Raw genomic sequence first — 22,926 nt, forward strand, 5'->3', positions numbered from 1 at the left:
AAGTATAAATGAAATTAAAAGGCTATACCCATATTTATTATGGCAATGGAAAAGGAAAAACTTCTATTTTAAACGGTATGACAATTCGAGCCCTTGGCTATCACTGAAATGTTAAATATTTACGATTTTTAAAAAATCGTCAATCAGGGGAAATGCTTTTCTTTGAAGAAATTAAGCATCCAAATTTAGAAATTAAAAATTATTATTCTTCTAATACAAAGTTTTTTTGAGAAATGAATGATGAAGAAAAGGCGATATTAAAAACCGAAATGCGATTAGGCTTTGAAGAATTAAAAGAACTATCTCAGCAAGAAAATATTGATTTAATTATTGTTGATGAATTATTAGGATGTATTGTTAATGAATTAATCACTGAAGAAGAATTAATTGCTGTAATAAAGAATAAAAATCCAAAAATTGAAATGGCTTTTTCAGGTCATCATATGACCCCAACTTTAGCTAGTGCTGTTGACTTAATTAGTTTTGTTTCTGCTGAAAAACACTATTTTTACGATAAAGTTCCTGCTCGTAAAGGAATTGAATTTTAAAAGTCCGAGAAATTTCTCGGACTTTTTATTTATTTTTTAATAGCAATTCTAATTCATCAATTAAAGATGTTAATTTTTGAATTAATGGATCATAAACCGTTTGATCAGTATAATCTATCCCAATATCTTTTAAAATTAAAAGTGGTTCTTTATTTCCACCTTGTTTTAAGAAATTAATTAACTGTTCAGAATGTTGATTCAAAACATCTTTATAAAGTTTAAATGAAGCAACGATACAAGTAGCATATTTATAAACATAATATGGCGAATTAAAAAAATGTAAAATTCTTGTTCAACCATAAGGCTTTCCTTTTTCATCTAGCTTATCAAAAACATGATAACCAAATTCTTCTGATTTTTGCGCAAAAAGATCGGCTAATTTATCAGCATCTAATGACTCATTATTTTCAACTTTTTGATGGGCTGTTCATTCAAAATCAGCAAAATGAATTTGGCGGAAAAAGGTTCCCATTATTTCTTCAATACGATTTTGTAATAAATAAATTTTTTCATCATTAGTTGTTGCAATTGAATATAGGTAATCAAATAGTAAATGTTCATTTACTGTTGAAGCAACTTCCGCTAAAATAATTGGATAATTCCCTAGTGGATAACGATTATTACTATCAGCTAATAATGTATGAACAGAGTGCCCTACCTCATGGGCTAAAGTGTTAACTGAACTAATTGTTCCATCTCAGTTCATTAAAATAATTGGTTCAACACCAGCCCCACCAGAAGAATAAGCCCCATCACGTTTATTAGTATCTTCATAATAATCAATGCGATTATTACTTCAAGCTTTTTCTAATTGCGTTAAATATTCAGCTCCTAATGGTTTTAAAGCTGTCCGAATTAAATCTTTTGCTTCTTCCACGCTATATTTTTTGTCTAAACTAGCAACATTTTTAACCAATTTTAAACTACGATCTGTTGCATAAAATTTTTCAAATTTAAAATAGTTTTTTAACAATAGTTCATAACGAGCAAATAAATTACTATGTTTTTTACCATATTTAATTAAACTAACATAAATTTCTTCGTCAACATCATCACCGCTTAACGCTGCTTGTAAAGTATTTTTATAACCGCGTAATTGGACATCTTCCACTGCTTCATGAATTATTGCTTCATAAACACGCGCAAGCGAATGTTTTTTTTCGACCAAGTTTTTTGTAAATAATTCTGAAACTTTAATTCTTAACCCTTGATCTTTTAAAGGATCACTTTTTTCCATAATTTCACTATACAAGGCATTTGTTAATTCTGCTTCTTGACCTTTATGAGTAATGTAAACAGGTTTACGATCAGCGTAAGCTAATAAATCGTACAAATCATCAGCAGCTCCACGGCTACGAGCGACAATTGATAAAATTTCTTCATCACGCGCTGACAAAATATATTTGCTACTACGGAAAAATTTCCGATAACCATATTCATATTGACTAATATCAGGGTCATTTTTTACCCAATTCATCACAGTTGCTTCCCCAATTGTTTTAATTTCTGGTGCAACAAAGGCTAATTTACTTGAAATTTGATTAATTGTATTAGAATAAATTCCGCTTAACTCTTGGTATTCTAGATTAGTTGTATCAATATCGCCCATATGCAAATATTGTCCTAACTTACTAGCAATTAAATCAATTTGTTCATCTAGTAAAAGATATTTTTTAAAAATCTTTTGATCATTTAGCTTACCTTTGAAGGTAATAATTTCTTCTAATTTCTTAACTATTATTGCTAAATCTGCTTTTCACGCTTGGACATCTTGATACAAGTGTGAAAAATCTCATTTATACTCATTTGCGACTTCGCTTCTTTTCATGGCTTTGCCCCTTTCTTTCTTACAAGTTCTATTATAACTGATTAAACCGAAAATTAATATTTGATAAATTCTTAATTTTATGAGATTTTAAAACCGGTAAGTGTTATAATTCTTACTATAAATTATATTAGATAATTAATTAGAAAGAAGGAATTAATCCAATGATTTTACTAAATGATAAAAATCAAGAACTAACACTAAAAGCAGTGTTTAAAGAAGATGAACTTAACCCCCTAATTATTAAAGAAAGCAATAGCACAACTTTAATTAGTGAAGACAAAACAATTTATGCTTACTTTGATAAAGCATTAGATTTTAAAACAGCAACAAAATTTATTTGCAATTTTGTTAAAGCTAACAAGTATAATGTAAATATTAATATTGATAGTTTTAAAAAAGGCGCACAAGAAAATAGTTGTGTTGGTCGTGCAATTATGGAAAGTGTTTTTTATGCCGATTATGAAGAATTCTCATTAAAAACAGCTAAAAAAAATAATGTTAAACCAACAATTAATTTGATTCACAGTTGTAGCCGTGCCCAAGAAAAATTTGAAGAAATTAAAATTAAAATGGAATTAGTTAATTTTGCTCGTACTCTGCAAGATACACCACCAAACTTAATGTATCCAGAAATGTTTGCTAATAAAATAAAAGAAATGGCAGCAGGAATTCCAAATTTAACTGTTAAAATTTTAGATAAAAAAGAAATTGAACAAGAAAAAATGGGATTATTATTAGCCGTTAATGCTGGTAGTAATTTAGAACCACGTGTAATAGTTTTAGAATACAACGGTAATCCTTCAAATAGTGAAAGAGTTGGTTTAATTGGAAAAGGAATTACTTTTGATAGTGGTGGATATAACTTAAAACCTTCAAATGCAATGGTTGGAATGAAATTTGACATGTCGGGAGCAGCAATTGTTTGTTCAACAATAATTGCCTTAGCAAAACAAAAAGCAAATGTTAATATTTCTGCTGTCGGTTGTTTAACTGAAAACCGAATTGGGGGTAAAGCAACTTTAACAGAATCAATTATTACCTCAATGAACGGTAAAACAGTTCAAATTGATAATACTGATGCTGAAGGAAGATTAGTATTAGCTGACGGAATTACATATGCGATCCGTAAATTAAATGTAACAAAATTAATTGAAGCTTCAACATTAACAGGGGCAATCTTAGTTGCTTTAGGAAAAACGATGACAGGAGTTTTTGCTAATAATGACGAATGATATCAAGAGTTTGCAAAAGCAACTGAACATTCACATGAAGAAATTTGAAGAATGCCAATTAAAGAAGAACATTTTGAAGCAATGCGAAAAACACCAATTGCTGATTTAACAAATGCCGAACCTTCAAGATTTGCCGGTAGTTCAACAGCCGCCGCATTCTTATGTGAATTTGTTGAAGATAAACCATATATTCACTTAGATATTGCTGGAACAGCTGACCAAAATAACCGTGGAACAGGTGTTATGCTTAAAACAATATTTGAAATGTTTAAATAAAAAGAACATGAGAAGTTAACTCATGTTTTTTTTATTTTTTAAAATTTTTTTAATTGTACGAAAGAAAAGAACAAAAACAGTTAAATATATAATAATAAAAACAATTGTTACTATAATTACAATATTTTTAATTGTCACAGAATTAAAATTATGTTTTAATCTTTTTACAGGAGTAAAATATATTAATTGTTCATTAATTAATTTTTTAGAACCATTAATAGCTTTAATTAGTATTTTACTATCATCAAGAAATATCCTATAGTCAATATCTTTAGTGGCAAAAACTCCTTTTTTTATTAAAGCATTATTAATTATTTTAATATATTCTGTTTTTAAACTGCTTGACCTCTTCAGGTTAGAAAAATCAATTTGTGATAAATCAAAAATATTATCAGTAAAATTAATAAGATACTCCCCTACAGTTTTGGATGAATATGGGTTTGCCCTGATTTTTATTTTCTTAATTACATTTGGCAAGTTATTTTTAGTATTATTAAAATCAGACAATTCTATTTCATCAATATAAATAAAATAATCTCTTTTATAAATTAAATTATAATTATTTAAAATATAAACTACTGCTAATTTAATATTATTCATTGATTCCTTATTATTGATGCTATTTGTTAGTGATGATATTTTGTCTAAATTAATTTTACTCAAATTTATTAAAGATTTAGAATTATTATTTCAAAAATAATAATTATTAATCTCTGATAATAATTGTTCATAAGTCATAGTTTTTAAATTTAAAACAATAGGATTTTTAACTTTTGTCAAAAATTTTTTTAATATATTGAAATGATCTGAAATAAAATAGTTTTGAAAATAAATGTTTTTAGTCCTAATAAAAAAATAGTAACTTAAAATTCGCCCAGAAGATTCATAGACTTTATAACTATAAATACCATCATTTTTAATAGTAAAATTTTTATCATTAACTTTATAATTTTTAATCGGATTTAAATTATCGTTAAGTTTATATAAATGAACAGAATCAATTTTTGACCAATTTATTTCTAATTTTAAATTATCGTTAGTTTCTATTGTCGAAAATATAATTGGGTAATCCATATTATTAAAAGTAATTTCTTCTTTTGCAATACTACCATCCGCTGAATAAAAGTTTGTTGATTTGGAATATCCTAAAATTATTATTTTTTTATTGTAAATAATATTTTGTTTATTATTAAGTTCTTGGACAATTTTAATTTCATATTGGGTATCGTTTAATTTTGGTCATAAATATAAATCAATATTATCTTTGCCAATAATTTCTTTATTATCTAAATAAAATTTTTCGTTATTAAATTTTGATAATAGTTTTACATTAACTGCACTATTATAAAAAAGGTTCTTCTTATAATCAGGATAATTAGCGTGATTATTAAAATTCTCATTAAAGATTCTTCCAGGTAAAAGTAGTAATCGCTGTTTTATATTTTCTTCCCCTGTTGATTGATATTTAATTTTAAAAACAAAATCATAATTTAAAATAATATTAGAAAAAGGGATTTTTAAATAAAAAGAACTAGAAATTAAATTAAATTGCAAATCTATATTTGGAACGCTAAAAAAATTAGTTAAATATTCATTTTCTCTAAACATTTTTAATAAATACTGATTCCAATTTATTAATAAATTTTTTTCTCGTACTTTTATATCATTCGTATAACTATCAAAAACTATTTCTTTTATTTTTAACAACTCGTTGAGTTTTAATTTAGTTTTTTCATAATTTAATTTTTCCTTATAAAAAACTCCAATTATTTTTAAACTTACATTTACATTTACATTCAAATATTTTAAACTTTTATTTTCCAAAATTACGCCCAGATTTAATATCAGTTTTTTATTATCACACTTAATATATAATGAAGTTAAAGCTTGTAATGTCCCATTGTTATTGTCTTTTTTTAAAGATTGAACTTGCATGCGAATTATTTTTTCACTAATTCTTTCTGTTTTAAGAATTATATTTTCCGATGAAATATTTCCCTCTTCTCCGGTTGAAAAATTAATATTACTATTTACATTAAAAGATAAATTTTCAATTAAGCTTTTTCAAAGACTTAAAGATATTTTTTCTGTTTCAAAATTGTATAATAAAATTTCAGGACCATAAATTGTGACATTAGTATTATTTTCTTTTCTAAATTGACTTAAATTACCTGATATATTAAAAGAAGATAAATTAGGATTAAATTTAACTATATTAAGTGGTTCAACATTTTCGATCGTACTGGATAATACTAAATTAAAAAAATTATTCTTTATAAGATTAAACGGATAATACACTAAATAAGTAAAAGTACAACAAACAAATAAAAGTAGAGTAAATAATCTTCGCAATAGTTTTCCTCCCTTAGAATCTATACTACATAAATTATTTACTTTATAGTTTAGAATTTTCCTCTTTACAATTAATTTATTAATAACCAATCTTACAAATCTTGTTTTCGAATTAAATTAAGACTAAAATAGAAACATAGCAAATAAAATAATTAAATCACTAAAATAATATTAACTATCATTATTTATTAAAATGGTAGGGTCTGGGCGGGTTTGAGGAAAGGACTTGTTAGAATGAAAAATTTATTATCCCTAATTGGGGTAACAGGATTAGGACTTGCAACTACAACTCCAATTATCATAAATAATAATATTGGATTTAATAGTAAAAATCAGGAAGAAGAATTAAAATCTGTAACAATGACTCATAAAAAAGCTCCCGAAAAAGCATTAGTTGGGGAATATAAAATAATTAATTTTTTATCTAGTTTAATTTTGGCTACAAAAAATTCTCTTCCTCAAGAGGAAGAGGGCAAAGAAATTTATTTTGTTGATACAGAATTATTTTCATTTTCCAAAACAACATTATATGCAACTTGACCAGCTTTTGATATCTTATTTACTAATTTAATAAAAGAACAACGAGAATTCACGATGGAAGAATTTTATACAACAAAAGAAATATCATATCAAACATATCAAATTATTTTTAAACTCTCTTATACTGTTGATAAAATAAGTTATACCAATTATTTTGAATCATTACCAATTGATGCGGATATTTTGTTTAATGAAGGTTTGGTAATTAATTCATATTTTGATTATCAATAAAAATTTGATAATAGAAAAATAAAAACTAGAATTTATCTTAAATTCTAGTTTTTTAATTCGCAATAAATAAAAATTATTTTTATAATATGTCAAACCTGCTCTTAATTATCCTTTATAAGACAAAAGATCTTGATAAATAGTATTTCCTTCAACCAAAGTTGTTATTAATGTAAATTGATCAAAATTTAAATCAAAAATATTAGTACTTGATAATTAAGCTACTATATTAGCACTTTTATTTGATAAACTCACCGATATCCCTACCATCTTTAATAAGTAGTTAATAGTTAGTATTAAATAATTAAAAAATCGCAATAAAATAAAAAATAATTTTTAATATAAATATTAAAAACAGTTTTTTGCTAACATGAATAATTTTGTGATATAAATTTTATTATTTTCTATTTAAAATAGTTCATTAATTTACTAATTGTAGTTTATATTTTTATTATGACATAAAAAATAATTTAGCAACTTAAACAAAGAAAAAAGCCAATGCGTAAATCATTAGCTTTATTTGATTTTTTTGCTATTAATTTTTTGGTGTTTTTTTGGTGCCTGGCTGACACCATGTAATTTTAAATATTTATTATTATTAACAACTGCTGACATCATGCTACTAAAGATTCAATTAACAACTCAATAAATAAATAAGGCAGCGGTTAAAAAGGTTTGAATCATATTTACAAAAGGATTTAATCCTTGTGGATCATCATAATAAATAATCAAACTAGTACGAGTAATTGTAAAAGTCAAAAACATCACTAGTGGCAAAATAATTCCTTCAATCAAATATTCTTTTACTAATCCCGGTCCTTTTAAATAGTCCATTAATGTTGCTAAAATATAAATTAATAGAGCTGTTGTTAAAACTAAATTTGCTAAGGCAAATAGAAATGGTAAGGCTCCGGATTCAAAAATATTGGTACTTTCAGGAGGAATAGCTGTAATACTTGGCAAGAGCATAATTGATCCAGCAATATTTAAAAATATTAATAAAATCAAGAAATAATAAGTAACAGCTGGTAAAATTAAATATTTGCGAACTTCAAATTTTTTACTTAAGGTTAGGGATCTAAAACCATGACTAACAATTGTGCCAACACTAGACACCATTACTAAAAGCGATACCCCTCATGTCGCTAAATTAAAATTACTATATTGACCAATTATTGGAAATGAAATAATTCCAACCACGGCCGCTAAACCAAGCCCATAAAATAAAAAATAATAATTAAATTTAATCATATATAATGAATAAATTTTTCATCCCAATTGTTGTTTATTATTTGTTTTACTATATAGCGTTTCAAAATAATGAATGTTGTAATTTGATCCTTGTGATGTCAATTGATAACCCTGACGAATATCAAAAAACAATTCACGTTTAACGCTCCCTGTTGAGACAGCCCGCTCTTTTTGGTAAAAGTCCTCACAACATTTAATAACTTCTTTAACAACTTTGCCATATCTTGGTAAGGCATAATCCCGAACCACCGCTGTTTTTAAATCAGCAACTAAAGATTCAACAAATTGCGGACGAATAATGTCATTAACATCATAACTTAAAAAATTACGTTTTAAACCATTAACATTATTTGTATTAACATTACGTTCCATCAATCGCAAAATTAGCATTAATTTATCATACTTATATAATAAAAATTGATTTTTATTTTTTTGATATTTGCGCATCAAACTATATGATGCTAAAAAAATTGATTTAAAAGTCGGAATAATCATTGCAAAAATTAATCCTAAAATTACCACTTGGAATGGTGACATAATTTGAACAATCACGGTATTTCCTTGTTGGCGCATCATTCAATTAATTCATGTTGAAAAAGCAAAATAACTAATTATGATAAATACTAATGTTACAATATTTCGCACAATATTGCGCATTTCATCACCTTATTCTATTTTTCTATAAATATATTATAACGAAAAAATCTTTTTTAAGAAATTATTTTATAAAAAAAGTAACCCCAGTTACTTTTTCCTTTTTACTTTTTAAAAATTTGATTCTGATGAAACTTTTTGTATTCACTAGCATAATAATTTGCATGTTTAATAGCATTAAAAACCATCATTGGATTTACCATAAATGGCTCATTATGCATTGTATCACCAGGTTGACATGCTTTTTCGGCGACTTTCATTCAAAGGGTTTCATCAAATTCATTAATTCCATAATCAGCTAAACAAATTGGTAATCCAACACTAATGCAAAATTCTAATACTTCATGTAGTTCGCAAGTTGGCGCTCCCTCCAAAATTAGTTCAATCACGGTTCCAAATGAAACTTTTTCGCCATGATAGAATTTTTCTAACGCTGGAACAATTGTTGAAGCATTGTAAAAGGCATGAGCACAAGCTAACCCACAAGATTCAAAGCCTAACCCACTTAATAGGGTATTTGCCTCAACAATTGCTTCAACATCAGCAGTACAGCTTTTATTTTCAACAGCTATTTTTGCTCGTAAACCATTTTCTAATAAGGTTTGATAACACGTATGGGCCAACACTAACCCTGATTTAGTACTTTTTGCTTTAAAAAAATTATCCTTATTCGCCTTTGCGACAGCTCGTGCTTCAAAATAAGTTCCTAAAGCATCTCCCATTCCAGCGACTAACAGACGAACTGGCGCTTTTGAAATAATATGGGTATCAACTAAAACAAAATCAGGATTTTTTTTATAGAATAAATATTCTTCAAATTCCCCATTATCTTTATAAATTACTGATAAAGCACTTGTTGGAGCATCACAACTTGCAGCTGATGGACAAATCCCCACTGGACATTTTTCAAAATAGCCAATAGCTTTAACAGTATCAATTGTTTTACCACCACCAACAGCGATAACCATTTGTAATTTTTTAGCTTGGTAAATTGCTCGTAAACGATTTATTTCACTATATGATGATTCCCCTCTAAATTCTTCAAGATGATAATTATGATCTTGTAATGTTTTTGCTAAAATTGGTTGTAAGTCTTTAATAATAATTTTATCAGCCACAATTAAAAACGAATCAGCTAATTGGCCAGCATAAGTATTTAACTGATGGATTGCATCATATCCTTGGATATAACGACTTGGTGTTCCTAAAATTTTTATCATTTTTTCACTTTCTCCTTACATTTTTGCCATTCGGCTCATAGTTTCTACTTCATGTTTTAACGTTGCTAGATCAATATCAAGATGATTGCTAGTAATAGCGACAAGAGTCCCCTCAAAAAAAGGACTATCAGCAATTGCGACGCGTTTTTGTAAAACTGGTGATAAAAAATTAATTGCCATTTCAGTATTCATAATTGAACTACCCAAATCACATAACACTAAAACATCATTATCAACCAATAATTCTGTTAATTTGTTTTGAATTAAAATCGGATCAGTCCCATATGCTTGACCTTCATCGATTCCGCCAATAAATTGGAATGGAAAATTATTTATTTTCATTTCACTGACAAAATCAACAACTGCTTTGGCCAGGGGATAAGAATGACTAACAACTAAAACAGCAACCATTTATTGTAAAGCCTCACTAACCGCTTCAAAAATTAGACTAACTGATTTAGCCCCTGGGTCCATGTGATTAACAGAACGCTCTTTTAAATAAGATGCTCGCCCCTTGGTTTTTAGCGTTGCAATTGTCCCTTCAGCACCCTCTTGCGCGGCTAAAGCCATTTTCGGATAAACATCTTTATTACTTAAATTTAAGTTTGTTTCCAAGACTTTAATTGCTGGTGCTAAAGCATCTAACATTGTGCCTTCACCAACATCACTTTTCCCAAGGGTTTTAACTGCTTTAATTCCAGCTAAATAAGCGTCTAATCATTCTTGTTGAGTTGTACCAGTTTTAATTGTTTTGCTCATGTTTAAAAAGAAGATGCCAAATAATGGTCCTGAACTACCACCAACTTTTGACATTAAGGTCATTGCCACAAAATTAAATGATGTTTGCCAAGTGCCATTTAATTTTGTTGGATCTTTAATAACTTCACTAAAACCACGGGTCAAGTTTGTCCCATGATCACCATCACCAATTGCTTGATCTAAATCATTCAATAATTCCTTGTTAGCCATTAGTTTTTCGGCAATCACTTGTCAAATTTTTGCTTGTTCCATTAAACAACAACCATTCCTACTGTAACTGCTTTTGCTTTTAACAATTCTGTCAATTCTTGATCTAGTTTTAAAATTGAAATTGAAAAGCCAGGCATTTCAATTGCAGTCATATAATTTCCTACAAAAGTTTTTTCACAAGTAACTTGATCAGCAGCTAATAATTTTAGGGTTTTACGAGCAACAATTGATAATTCCATCAAAGGAGTTCCTCCTAACCCATTAATCATTACGCCAACATGATCATTTGCTTTTAGTTTTAAGTGATCTTTAATTTTCTGATATAGCTCTGTAACAAATTCATCAACTGGTTTAATTGTTGTTTTGGCAACCCCTGGTTCACCGTGAATTCCTAAGCCAATTTCAACTTCATTATCTGCTAACATGAAACTTTTTTTACCATTGGCAGGAACTGTACATGCATCGGCACTAATTCCGTAACTTCCTAAATTAGCAATAACTTTTTCAGCCACGCGTTTAACTTCAGCTAAAGAAGCCCCCGTTTCGGCTTTTGCTCCAGCAATTTTATGGACAAAAATAGTTCCTGCAATTCCTCGTTTTCCTGTTGTAAAAGTACTATTTTCAAGAGCAAGATCATCATTTACAATAACATGGTCACAAGTAAAGCCTTCAGCTTGGGCCATTTCCATTGCCATTTCAAAGTTCATTACATCACCAGTATAGTTTTTAATTATTAGTAATGTTCCTTGTTCTGTTCCAACAGCATGAATCGCCGAAATAACTTGGTCAGGGGTTGGGGATGTAAAAATTTCACCACAAACAGCAGCATCTAACATCCCTTCCCCAACATAACCAGCATGTGCAGGTTCATGACCAGAGCCTCCACCACTAATCAGAGCAACTTTATTATTTTTTTTATTCTTACGAATAATAATATTAAATCCATCAATTCGTTTTAGGGTTGTAGGGTTAGATAATGTGATCCCTTCTAGCATTTCTGGAACAATATCGTTGATATTATTAATAAACTTTTTCAATATTATCATCCTTTCTAGACATAGACTGTATGTCACCATTATTTTAACTCTAAATATTCTGTTTTGAAAGGAAAAAAGTTTTATTATCCAAATAATAAAACTTTTTTCAAAAATATTTTCCAAAAATTATCAAAAACTAATTGGTTGTTCAATGTTCATATTGATAAATTTTTGTAATAACACTATTAACATCATTATCATAAAAGACGAATGGAATGACTTGCCCATTTGTTGCACTATAATTATATAAATATATTGCTTTTTCCAGCGTATTAACACTTGAACTTAATTTCGCATTGGCTTTTACAGCAGCTAAGGCTAAGTCTTGTGATGGATAATAAATAAATTTTCCACCTTGATTTGGATCTTCAATACGATAAACATTATAACGACCATCAGAAATTGTTAAATCTCATGATCTTTTAACATTTGGATCTCATGAACCAATTTCTTTTTTATGAACAAATTTTGAAGTTAATTGAATTTTATTAGTTAACTGACGAATTGCATCTTCCGCACTACTACTAGCAATTTCTTGATTACCAAAAGCATCATAAGCAATAAATTGTTTACGAAGGGTTTTATTATTGTTAATAATTTGTTTTTCTTTTGCTTCTTCTAATGTTGGTGCTAACATTTTTCCTTGACGATCAGAAATATCGGGATCTGGTGAATATGAGTACATTAGTTTACTTTGAAAGTTACCTTCTAAATATAGAAATTTATCTAATTGTTCTTTTGTGGCTAAAAAGTCATTACGTAATGGATAAACAGTTTTTCCTTCAACTGTTAGAGGATTCTCTAATAATTTAGCTTTAATTTCAACTCAGTGTAAATAACTTTCAATTAAGGATTGACTATAGCCTTTACTATAATTAATATCATAGGCTTTATCTTTATAAATAAAACCTTTTGATCCTTCTCCATCAAAGACAACATTTTTAATATAATTACCATCTTTAATGTCATCATAAGTTACTTGGCGATTATCATTAACCCCAAAGTTTGTAATAACACTATTGAAATATTTATCATATCATTCATTATAAAATTTATTTTTTTCCTCTGTTGTAATATTAGCCGGCGAATAGACCCCTTGTTTTTCTGGGGTTACATCTAAGAATTGATCATCATGCTTATCTGGACTTGAATATAATTTAATTTTTCCCGTTGATTGGTCGGCATAACTATAATCGTTTAAATTTGGAGCTGGAGTTTTACCCCCACCACCGCTTCAGTTTGTTGGAACAAGGTTTATTTTTATTTTTACTTCTTGACCATTTTTGTAACCTTCTAAAGTTGTTGTTTTATATCTTCAACCAAATCCAGGAGTTCCTTCGGTTCCTTCACCTCATTTGGCATTTTTAAACCCATTGATTACTTCTTGTCCACTATTATACTTAACATTACGTGGTTCAAAAGTAAATGCACTTCCAGCCCAATAATCAGTTGCTCCACCCATTGAGTTACCATTTTTATCAAAATATTGAACCGTAATTCGGTTACTTGCTGAGGGAGCAATTGACAATTTATAATGAGTTTCTGACTCGGTAATTTGGTTATAATAATCCCCATTCCAATCCTTTTGGAAATCTTTTTTTAATAAATCATAAATTAATTTACTATCCCCTTTTTCAATAATCGGCTTTTGTAAGGGGCTATGAGTTAAGGATTCATTAATATTAGCATAATACCCTTCATCCATTAAAGATATTAAGGCATTAATGTCTTTATCATTAAAAACATTATAATATTGATTTTGACAAATATAATATAACGACTTATTAATCTTCATATTATACTTTTCATTAATTTTTGCCTCTTCGGGGGTATCAAATCAGTAAAAACCATCATAACTATATTGGGCTTTAACATGGCCTTTGTTAACATAAGTATCAAGGGCCTCTTGGCGACTATATGCGACATTCCCAAAAGCATCCCGATATAGTTGTTTAAAATTATTTAAATCAACATCATAGATTTTTGTTTCATCTAATGTCATATGTTCATAATTTTTAATAATTTTATTAGGATTAGAAGAAGTTAACACAGAAGTTACTTTATTGTTTTGTAGCAAATATTCATTTAGGGCTTCATCTGAATAAAAAGTTTGCCCATCAAATTCACTGTACTTAACTTGTCCTCCATAAATACTATTTTTAAAAATATCTTCTCGTAAAATTTCAGGATCAATGATTCGTTGACTATTATTCTCGTTTAGAGCATAATATGTCATTGTTGTCATTGATGGGGTTACTGTTATTAAAGAAGAAGCTAAAGCTATTAATCGTAACATTTAATTCACAACCTTTCCATTTGCCTCTTTTGCACTTACTTGGACTGTATTTAATTCAACTCAGCGCATAAAATCATTTTCTGAAAAGAATTCATGTTTACCAAAAGCAAAGGTTTTGGCATTTGCATCAAAGTTTAAAGTTTGATAATTAACGTGATTTAAAACGTAATTTCATGCTTGCATTGCGGACATAAAATATTTTTTATCACCAAAATAAGTTAATTCATAAACATCAAAGTTTAAACCAATATAGTTTGATAAACTATCATAATTTGATGTGGTAATTAAATCAGAGTTAATAACTGCTTTACTATCAATAATTTCATTATTAGTTACAAAATCTTGTATTTCATTTAGTGAATCAGCTAGAATACTTTTTCCAGTTTTTGTTGTATATTGATATGAAACATTAAAATTAGCCTGAGCAACATTTTCTTTTAAACTTGCTAATGCTTCTTGCTGGGTTTCAAAATAATGTCCAAAACCATCTAAGTAAAATTCTTTTTTATTTGGAACAAAATATTCATCAAACATTTCTTTAACAAATTTATTTTTTTCTTCACTTAATTTTGTATCATAATCAGCTTGGGTAATACAATCATCATCATTAGAAGTGCTTCCACAAATATTAGCATCACTAATTTGTGAAGGCAAAGTATAGGGAATATCTTGAGCCATAATACTCATCATTAATTTTTTGTTTGGTAGATAGCGCTCTGGGTGTAAATAAATTGCTTCAATTAAATCACTTTTAGCATTTTCTTTTGATAAATAATAATGATCATTAAATTCATATAGTTTTTGATCTTTTGCTTCTAGATCACTTGGTAACATGTATTTTAAAGCTGATGCTGATAATTCCGTAATTTTAGTTTGAGGCTGTGGTGTTTTTAAATCAATTCCTAATACTGGAATTCGGAAGGTTGGGACCATATAATATAATGAATGTTCGTTATCAATTTTAAATTCTAGTGTTTTAATCGAAATAAAACTAAGTGATTTTGAAATTTCTCAGGCCGCTGCAAAACCTTTTAGAAAAGCTCCCACGAAACGAGGTTCAATCTTTTTATTTTTTTTATCTTTAATATGCATTTTGTCATTAATTTCATTTGCTTTTTCATTTAAACCTTGTTGAACTTTTTGATTTGTTTTTTGACGTTCTTCTTGAACTTTACTATCACTAGTATTATTATCTGTATAATTTTTTTTCATACTATCTTTTAAAGCACCCACACCATTGATCATCCCAACAATATTATCAATTGCACTCTCAAGTTTCTGTAAACCATTTAAAACTGCTAACTTATCACTACTACTTTCAAAAAAGTCACTTTCATTTAGAAACATATTATATATATCATTGAATTCAATTTCTTTATTTAATAAAAAATCAGCTCCTCGGTTTTTATCCAAATCATCATTTTCAAATAAAAAAGTCATTGTTTCACGATTATTATTTAAAATTTCAACAATAATTTCTTTAAATAATTGTTCTAATTGTTTAGCACCGTTTTCTACTGATGATGCATAAACTTTTTGGTAGGTAATCATTCTTTTCATGGCGACTAGTAATTTATGAAAATCAGTAAAAGTTGGATCAGTAATATCTCCTAAACCAATTGTTGAATCCTGAAGTAATTGATCAGATATATTTAAGGTTTTTCTTAATTCGATAAATTTTTTTATTAATTTATTGTTTAACATTTTTTGATCTGCCAATCAAATAAGAAAGTCTAATAAATTTTCTTTATTTCAATTATTATAATTTTCAACATCTTTTTCATATAAATTAGTAGCTATATTATTAAATGTGGAAGTTAAAGTCATAAATAACAGAGCTGATGGCGTATAAGAACTTACCTCTTCAAATTTCGCAGATGTTAATTTTTGACTAGTTTCAACATATTTTGGGCCAACAAAATAGCCAGTATTATTTGCAGCTAAATCATGGGAAATCCAATACGAATTTTTATCCGGATTAACTACTTCTTTAACATATTTATTAACTGTATAGTCATCAATATTTGCCATTACTGTTTTATATTCTGAATAATTATAGTCTGAAAAATACTGCCCTTGATATTCAAAACCATTTTTAATCCCATTCCGTAATCAAGATTTTATTTCTTGCTCTGTTTGACAAATTGCCCCTTGAATATAACACTCTGTTTTACTGTTATCAGTATTTTCTAATTTTTTCTTAATTGAATTTTCATATAATTCTCTTGCTTCATATTCATTGTAGCGAAGTTCTCCTTCAATGTTATAAACTTTTTGATAATTTTGAAAAGTACTTAAGGCATCAGTTTTATTCAAATAAGCGCTTCCATCATTACCACGATATACTGTTACAGGTTGTTCATATGAGGCAGAAATTACATCCCGTGATAATTCACCACTACTATTAATAGTATAATTACCCGGGTTTCTAATTGTTTTAACAGTATTAACTGGGAATTTTTGCATTAAATATTTGTTTAAGGTTTCTTTTGTTCCAAAAGTTTGACCATCAAACAAATAATTATTTGTATTATAACCAAGTGAACGAGTAGTTGCAGCAGTACGCGCATAATTAGCAACACTTTCTTGCGAACTAAAATATTTATCATCAAATTTATAATAAATTCCTTCTTCTTGGGTTCTTGCTGCTAAAATAGCTCCCGTTGTAATTCCTGATCCCCCAATTAAAACTATTGCTGATATAAAACTAATAAATCTTTTTGATTTTCAAAGCGGTTTTTGACCAGACTTAAAAATACGCTCAATAACTTCGCGAGCACTTAAATTCTTACTTTTCATTTTTTAAACCTCTAATTTCTAGTTTTGTATGATTAAGATAAAAGTCAAATTAAATACTATTCATAAACAATCCCAAAAGCTAATTGCTCATCAATTGTTGTTGTCGCAGAAATATCTTTATATTTTAAAGTTGTTTTAACATTAAGTATTAATAGCCCATCTTCGTAATATTTTGAACCATATATATGTTTTAAATTGTCAGATTGCTCAATGTCTGATTGTAAAAAAGCTGAATTTAAAGAAATATCTAAATCAATATCATCAAAAATAGTTGGCATATATTTTAATAGAAAATTAATTTGATTACGACTAAAAATATCTTTTTTTAGATTATTTAATATTTGTTTTTTATAGTTTTCAAAAAAGATACTATTATCATGTATTTTGTTAATTAAGTCTTTACTTGGAAAATCCTCTATTGAAAACCCAAATGTCATTGAAAAACTTGGCATCAATAAAAACTTACGATATTGGTTACTATTTGCAACTATTGCACTAGTATCATTTAACATTTTAGTAAGATAATCTAATCTTTTTTGGTTGTCAGTAATAAAAGAATTAATTTTTAATGAGATCTGATTTTGTGTTTGACTACCAAAAATTTTATATTGGCCAAAAGTATTGCCCTTATAAAAAGATACTACACCATTTGTGACTGGAGGATTAACTGGGTTAGCTTCTTGAATTTGTTTTATTGATATATCTTTTAAATCATTTAAATTATAAGCAACATCATAATTAAACTGATAATTTTTATGATTTAAAATGGCTTCACCCAAATCATCAGCTAAATTTATATCTGCAATTTGAGCTGATAAACTAAAATCTGGATATAGCTCTAATAAATTTGGAATATCTTTAATCAATTGTTTCATCACTAAATCAGTAATTAATTTGTTAAAAAAAGACCAATCGTAAGTTATATTTCTAGCAAGAAAATTTTCAATATTTTCTTCTGATTGATCATAATCAATAATTCAATCATCATCAAATACTATTTGATGTTGTAAAGACTTTTTAATTTTCTCATGAATAGTTTCTTGACTAACTGGCTTTGCTCCACAACCAATAACTGGTGTAACACTTGTTCCAACTAACGAAATAACCCCTAACAATGATAATAACTTTTTCATTAATTTAATATTTCCTTTCTTTATATTTAAACTTTCTTTTATTATTCTTACAAAACACTATTTTCTTAATATTTTAATCAATATTAAGATCTAAAATTAATTTTTATTTTAATACATCTTGATACTTTGATACTCTTGGTAATTTTTATTACTAAATTTATATATTATTTGAAAATTTAATAATAACTCTTAGAATAAATTTCATGATGACATAAAATATGTCATTTTTATCTTAACATATTTTAAATAATAATGTATTTAATTCTATATATTTTTATTTAAAATAAAAAATATTTTGAAAAAATTTACTAAAAATTAATACAAATAATTATTTGTATTATAACCAAGTGAACGAGTATTAGCAGCACTACGCACATAATTAGCAACACTTTCTTGCGAACTAAAATATCTATCATCGAATTTATAATAAATTTCTTGACCATGATTTCTAGTTGCCAAAATAGCACCTGTTGTAATCCCTGATCCCCCAATTAAAACTATTGCTGATATAAAACTAATAAATCTTTTTGATTTTCAAAGCGGTTTTTGACCAGACTTAAAAATACGCTCAATAATCTCTCGAGCATTTAAATTCTTACTTTTCATTTTTTAAACCTCTATTTTCTAGTTTTTTATGATTAAGATAAAAATCAAATTAAATACTATTCATAAACAATCCCAAAAGCTAATTGCTCATCAATTGTTGTTGTCGCAGAAATATCTTTATATTTTAAAGTTGTTTTAACATTAAGTATTAATAGCCCATCTTCGTAATATTTTGAACCATATATATGTTTTAAATTGTCAGATTGCTCAATGTCTGATTGTAAAAAAGCTGAATTTAAAGAAATATCTAAATCAATATCATCAAAAATAGTTGGCATATATTTTAATAGAAAATTAATTTGATTACTATTTAAAGCATCTTTTTTAATATTACTTAATATTAATTTTTTATAGTTTTCAAAAAGACTATTATCATTATATATAGTTTTAATTAAATCATGATTTGGAAAATCATTTGATGAAAATCCTATTCTCATTGTTCCAGAAGGCATTAACAGTAGTTTATGATATGAAGCCTGATTTGCTACTATTGCACTAGTACCATTTAACATTTTAGTAAGATAATTTAATCTTTTTTGATTATCAGCAATAAATGAATTAATTCTTAATGAGATTTGATTTTGTGATTCACTCCCAAAAATCTTATATTGCCCAAAAGTTGATCCATCATAATTAGTTAAAAACCCATTTATAATTGGTGGATTTGAGGGATTCGCTTCTTGAATTTGCTTTACCGATATATCTTTTAAATCATCTAAATTATATCCAACATCATAACTAAAATTATAATTTTCATTCTTAAAAATAGAATTTCTTAAATCATCAATAATATTAATTCTATTTGCAATTTGAGCTGATAAACTAAAATTTGGATATAGTTCTAATAAATTTGGAATATCTGTTACTAATTGTTTCATCACCAAATCAGTAATTAATTTATTTAAAAATGATCATTCAAAATTAGATGCTGAAGAAATAAAACTTTTAATATTTTTGTCTGATTGACTATAATCAATAATTCAATCATCATCAAATACTATTTGATGTTGTAAAGACTTTTTAATTTTGTCATGAATCGTTTCTTGACTAACTGGCTTTGCTCCACAACCAATAACTGGTGTAACACTTGTTCCAACTAACGAAATAACCCCTAACAATGATAATAACTTTTTCATTAATTTAATATTTCCTTTCTTTATATTTAAACTTTCTTTTATTATTCTTACAAAACACTATTTTCTTAATATTTTAATTAATATTAAGATCTAAAATTAATTTTCATTTTAATACATCTTGATACTTTGATACTCTTGGGGTTTTTTATTACTAAATTTATATATTATTTTAAAATTTAATAATAACTTCTAGCATAAATTTCATGATGACATAAAATATATCATTTTTATCTTAACATATTTTAAATAATAATGTATTTAATTCTATATATTTTTATTTAAAATAAAAAATATTTTGAAAAAATTTGCCAAGCATTAATATTAAGTAAACATCTTTAAATTATTACTTAGATATTGTATGTGTTGAATAATTATTCTAATTTAAATGAAAAAAATAGTTTTAAAAACTATTTTCTTTTCTAAAATATTTTATGCTTTACTAGAAGTGACTACTTCTGCATACATATAATAACCTGCTCAATAAAATTCAACATCTTGTTCTGCCTTATCTTTTATTGTAAAACTTGAATTAGTATATTGAACAGTTTTAACTAGATAACTTAAATTACTATTTTCATCATAAAATTTTTTCCCAACTTGGTCTCTGATTGCTGCAAATGCATCATTATTTTTAAAATCATTTTTAGAAACAATATCATTTTTATCTAAAGAAAAGAATGGTTCATTAGTTTGACTATTTTTACTACCAAAAATACTAATACCTTCAATAGCATTACTAGAAATGGTGTTTGCTACATCCATAACATAACTTGCAGCTTGTCTCATATTATATTTCGCATTAGTTTTTGTGTTTATAAACTGAACACCTTCAGATTCATTAACATACATTAAATCTAATGCTGCACTATTTAATTTATCAACTGCTGTTTGAACAGCTGCGTCATTTTTATTGTTGTTACATGCTACTAGAGTTGTTGATACTGAAGCAGTTAAACTAACAGCTCCTAAAATTGCTAAAATTTTTTTCATATTTTTTAAACTCTCTTTCTAATGTTACAAACAAAAAACCAAAATAATTAAATTTTAAACTAAACTTATTCTTTGGCACTATGATCTTGGTAAAATTTTGAAATTATGTTTAATAACTTTTTTTTATGGACTATTCCATAACTTAAATATAACAAAATGGAAAAAAATGACAAGACATTTTATTACACTTATAAAAATTTTTTAACTAACCTAATAATACCCATCTCAAAAATAAAATTATTGCATTAACTATAAATTGTGCTAAGATAAAAATAAATAGCAACAAAAAGTTTATTTTAATATATTTTACTAATTAATAACAACTTGGTGTGGGTTGGGTGGGCTTTTAAGAAAATATTACCTTTTAATTTTTCATTACAATTGGAGGAATATCGCGATGGAACATTGTAAAGACCATAACCATGACCAACATGTAAAAATCATGGAAAAACTAACTGCAATTGAAACAAAGTTAGATAATTTTATTAAAAATCATAAGTAAATCTTAATAACTATATAAAAAAAGTTTACCATTATGAATACCTAAAATAAAATAGACACATAAAAAGTTACTTATGTGTCATAATTTTATTGAAAGGTATTCTTTTATTATGGGAACAAAATGATTTACAAAAAACGAAAAACTTAATATTTTAAAATATTACAAAGAAAATGGTTGAGCAAAAACAATTAAAAAATTTGAAATTTCAACACCAACTTTATCTCGTTGAAAAAAGGCAGTTAAAATTAGTGGAGAAAAAGCGTTAGAACCAGGAAATGGTCTACAATCTAAAGGAATTCGCCGACCAGGGCGTCCAAAAAATCTTAATTTTGAATTAATGACAAAAAAAGAATTAATTGAGTATATTGAAATGATTCAAGATGTAAAAAAGTCCTTGCCCAAATCGAAAAAGAAGAAATTTCAAACGATTTGGTCCTTAAAGAAAAAATACAAGATTAAATATTTATGCAAAATTTTAAATGTTTCTAGAGCTGGTTATTATAAATGATTTAATGCTGGAATGAAACTTTTTAATAAATGGAATAATACAATTGCAAAAAAAGTTAAAACGTTATTTCTAACTTTTAAGAAAATTTATGGATATAATATGTTAACACTAATTATTAATAAACTATATAATTGAAATTTAAAACCTCATATTGTCTATAGATATATGAAAAATATGAATTTAAAATCAATTATTAGAATAAAAAAATTAATTATAAATTATCTTCTGGTAACAAAAGACATGAAAATATCATGAATCAAGATTTTTCAACCACAGATATTAATCAAAAAATAGGAACAGACATAACATATTTATTAACAAGCGACAAAACCTATTTTTTATCAATAGTAAAAGACTTTCATACTAATGAAATTTTGGACTACCAAATCAGTAATAATTTAGAAAAAGAATTTGTCTTTAAAAACATAATTAATTCTTGAGTAAAAGCTGGAAAGCCATCAACTTGAGTTCTACAATCAGATCAAGGTTTTCATTATACAAATTCTGATTATGAAAAATTATGCAATTATCTTGGAATTACGATTTCAATGTCCAGACGTGGAAACTCTTATGATAATGCCCATACAGAATCATGATTTGGTACTATGAAAACTGAATTTTTATATCATATAAAAAGAAAAAAACGAACAGCCAAATGAATTATTGAAAATCTACCTAAATATATCTATTTTTACAATAATTTTAGACCACAAGCCAAATTAAAAGGAATGAGTCCTGTTCAATACAGAAAATCATCCCTTCAAGTAACTTTTTAATTGTCTATTTTTCTTGACATATTCATTAATTGGTAAACTTTTTTT

At 26.7% G+C, this 22,926-nt stretch carries 18 protein-coding genes; 5 read left to right on the forward strand and 13 right to left on the reverse strand.

All coding sequences use genetic code 4. The features are described 5' to 3' along the window. The first annotated feature begins 8 nt into the window (after positions 1-8). The gene (locus SCHRY_RS04310) at positions 9-548 is read left to right on the forward strand and encodes a cob(I)yrinic acid a,c-diamide adenosyltransferase (protein ID WP_016339237.1); all 540 of its coding nucleotides are present in this window, start codon (positions 9-11) and stop codon (positions 546-548) included. A 25-nt stretch (positions 549-573) separates the two neighbouring features. On the opposite strand, the gene pepF is transcribed toward SCHRY_RS04310, so the two are convergent. Continuing rightward, the gene (gene pepF / locus SCHRY_RS04315) at positions 574-2,376 is read right to left on the reverse strand and encodes an oligoendopeptidase F (protein ID WP_016339238.1); all 1,803 of its coding nucleotides are present in this window, start codon (positions 2,374-2,376) and stop codon (positions 574-576) included. A 161-nt stretch (positions 2,377-2,537) separates the two neighbouring features. On the opposite strand from pepF, the gene SCHRY_RS04320 reads away from it, so the two are divergent. After that, the gene (locus SCHRY_RS04320; RefSeq protein WP_016339239.1) at positions 2,538-3,884 is read left to right on the forward strand and encodes a M17 family metallopeptidase; all 1,347 of its coding nucleotides are present in this window, start codon (positions 2,538-2,540) and stop codon (positions 3,882-3,884) included. A gap of 15 nt (positions 3,885-3,899) precedes the next feature. On the opposite strand, the gene SCHRY_RS04325 is transcribed toward SCHRY_RS04320, so the two are convergent. Beyond that, positions 3,900-6,236, reverse strand: a complete 2,337-nt coding sequence (locus SCHRY_RS04325; protein WP_016339240.1) for an RNA polymerase beta'' subunit family protein — start codon at positions 6,234-6,236, stop codon at positions 3,900-3,902. A 234-nt stretch (positions 6,237-6,470) separates the two neighbouring features. Here SCHRY_RS04325 and SCHRY_RS04330 point away from each other — a divergent pair, with 234 nt between their 5' ends. Continuing rightward, on the forward strand, positions 6,471-7,007 hold the full coding sequence (locus SCHRY_RS04330) for a hypothetical protein (RefSeq protein ID WP_016339241.1): 537 nt from the start codon (positions 6,471-6,473) through the stop codon (positions 7,005-7,007). A gap of 513 nt (positions 7,008-7,520) precedes the next feature. Here SCHRY_RS04330 and SCHRY_RS04335 read toward each other — a convergent pair. From SCHRY_RS04335 to SCHRY_RS04385, 11 genes are all read right to left on the reverse strand, one after another. Then, the gene (locus SCHRY_RS04335; RefSeq protein WP_016339242.1) at positions 7,521-8,912 is read right to left on the reverse strand and encodes a hypothetical protein; all 1,392 of its coding nucleotides are present in this window, start codon (positions 8,910-8,912) and stop codon (positions 7,521-7,523) included. A gap of 101 nt (positions 8,913-9,013) precedes the next feature. Continuing rightward, positions 9,014-10,129 carry a glycerol dehydrogenase gene (locus SCHRY_RS04340; protein ID WP_016339243.1) on the reverse strand — a complete coding sequence of 372 codons (1,116 nt, stop codon included), beginning with the start codon at positions 10,127-10,129 and terminating at the stop codon, positions 9,014-9,016. A gap of 15 nt (positions 10,130-10,144) precedes the next feature. Next, entirely contained in the window at positions 10,145-10,540 is a 396-nt protein-coding gene (dhaM, locus tag SCHRY_RS04345) for a dihydroxyacetone kinase phosphoryl donor subunit DhaM (RefSeq protein WP_016339244.1), read from the reverse strand. After that, on the reverse strand, positions 10,541-11,140 hold the full coding sequence (gene dhaL / locus SCHRY_RS04350) for a dihydroxyacetone kinase subunit DhaL (RefSeq protein ID WP_016339245.1): 600 nt from the start codon (positions 11,138-11,140) through the stop codon (positions 10,541-10,543). Further along, positions 11,140-12,135 carry a dihydroxyacetone kinase subunit DhaK gene (dhaK, locus tag SCHRY_RS04355; RefSeq protein ID WP_041611904.1) on the reverse strand — a complete coding sequence of 332 codons (996 nt, stop codon included), beginning with the start codon at positions 12,133-12,135 and terminating at the stop codon, positions 11,140-11,142. The genes dhaL and dhaK overlap by 1 nt, the downstream gene beginning before the upstream one ends. A 136-nt stretch (positions 12,136-12,271) precedes the next feature. After that, positions 12,272-14,431 carry a hypothetical protein gene (locus tag SCHRY_RS04360; RefSeq protein ID WP_016339247.1) on the reverse strand — a complete coding sequence of 720 codons (2,160 nt, stop codon included), beginning with the start codon at positions 14,429-14,431 and terminating at the stop codon, positions 12,272-12,274. Then, positions 14,432-17,230 (reverse strand): hypothetical protein, encoded by a 2,799-nt coding sequence (locus SCHRY_RS04365; RefSeq protein WP_016339248.1) that lies wholly within the window; start codon positions 17,228-17,230, stop codon positions 14,432-14,434. Positions 17,231-17,286: 56 nt separating this feature from the next. Next, positions 17,287-18,363 (reverse strand): lipoprotein, encoded by a 1,077-nt coding sequence (locus SCHRY_RS04370; RefSeq protein ID WP_016339249.1) that lies wholly within the window; start codon positions 18,361-18,363, stop codon positions 17,287-17,289. Positions 18,364-18,678: 315 nt separating this feature from the next. Further along, positions 18,679-18,969 (reverse strand): hypothetical protein, encoded by a 291-nt coding sequence (locus SCHRY_RS04375; protein WP_016339250.1) that lies wholly within the window; start codon positions 18,967-18,969, stop codon positions 18,679-18,681. 56 nt (positions 18,970-19,025) lie between these two features. Continuing rightward, complete coding sequence (locus tag SCHRY_RS04380) at positions 19,026-20,105, reverse strand: lipoprotein (protein ID WP_016339251.1); 1,080 nt, start codon at positions 20,103-20,105, stop codon at positions 19,026-19,028. Positions 20,106-20,534: 429 nt separating this feature from the next. Next, complete coding sequence (locus tag SCHRY_RS04385) at positions 20,535-21,095, reverse strand: lipoprotein (RefSeq protein WP_016339252.1); 561 nt, start codon at positions 21,093-21,095, stop codon at positions 20,535-20,537. Between the two features lie 611 nt (positions 21,096-21,706). On the opposite strand from SCHRY_RS04385, the gene SCHRY_RS05610 reads away from it, so the two are divergent. Together SCHRY_RS05610 and SCHRY_RS05615 are read left to right on the forward strand one after the other, a co-directional pair. Further along, entirely contained in the window at positions 21,707-22,399 is a 693-nt protein-coding gene (locus SCHRY_RS05610) for an IS3 family transposase (protein WP_236607989.1), read from the forward strand. Beyond that, positions 22,357-22,881: an IS3 family transposase gene (locus tag SCHRY_RS05615; RefSeq protein ID WP_236607990.1), complete on the forward strand. Its 525-nt coding sequence runs from the start codon at positions 22,357-22,359 to the stop codon at positions 22,879-22,881. Before SCHRY_RS05610 ends, SCHRY_RS05615 begins: the two co-directional genes overlap by 43 nt. Positions 22,882-22,926: the final 45 nt, after the last annotated feature.

Origin of the sequence: Spiroplasma chrysopicola DF-1 (assembly GCF_000400935.1) — a bacterium.
Classification (GTDB): domain Bacteria; phylum Bacillota_I; class Bacilli_A; order Mycoplasmatales; family Mycoplasmataceae; genus Spiroplasma; species Spiroplasma chrysopicola.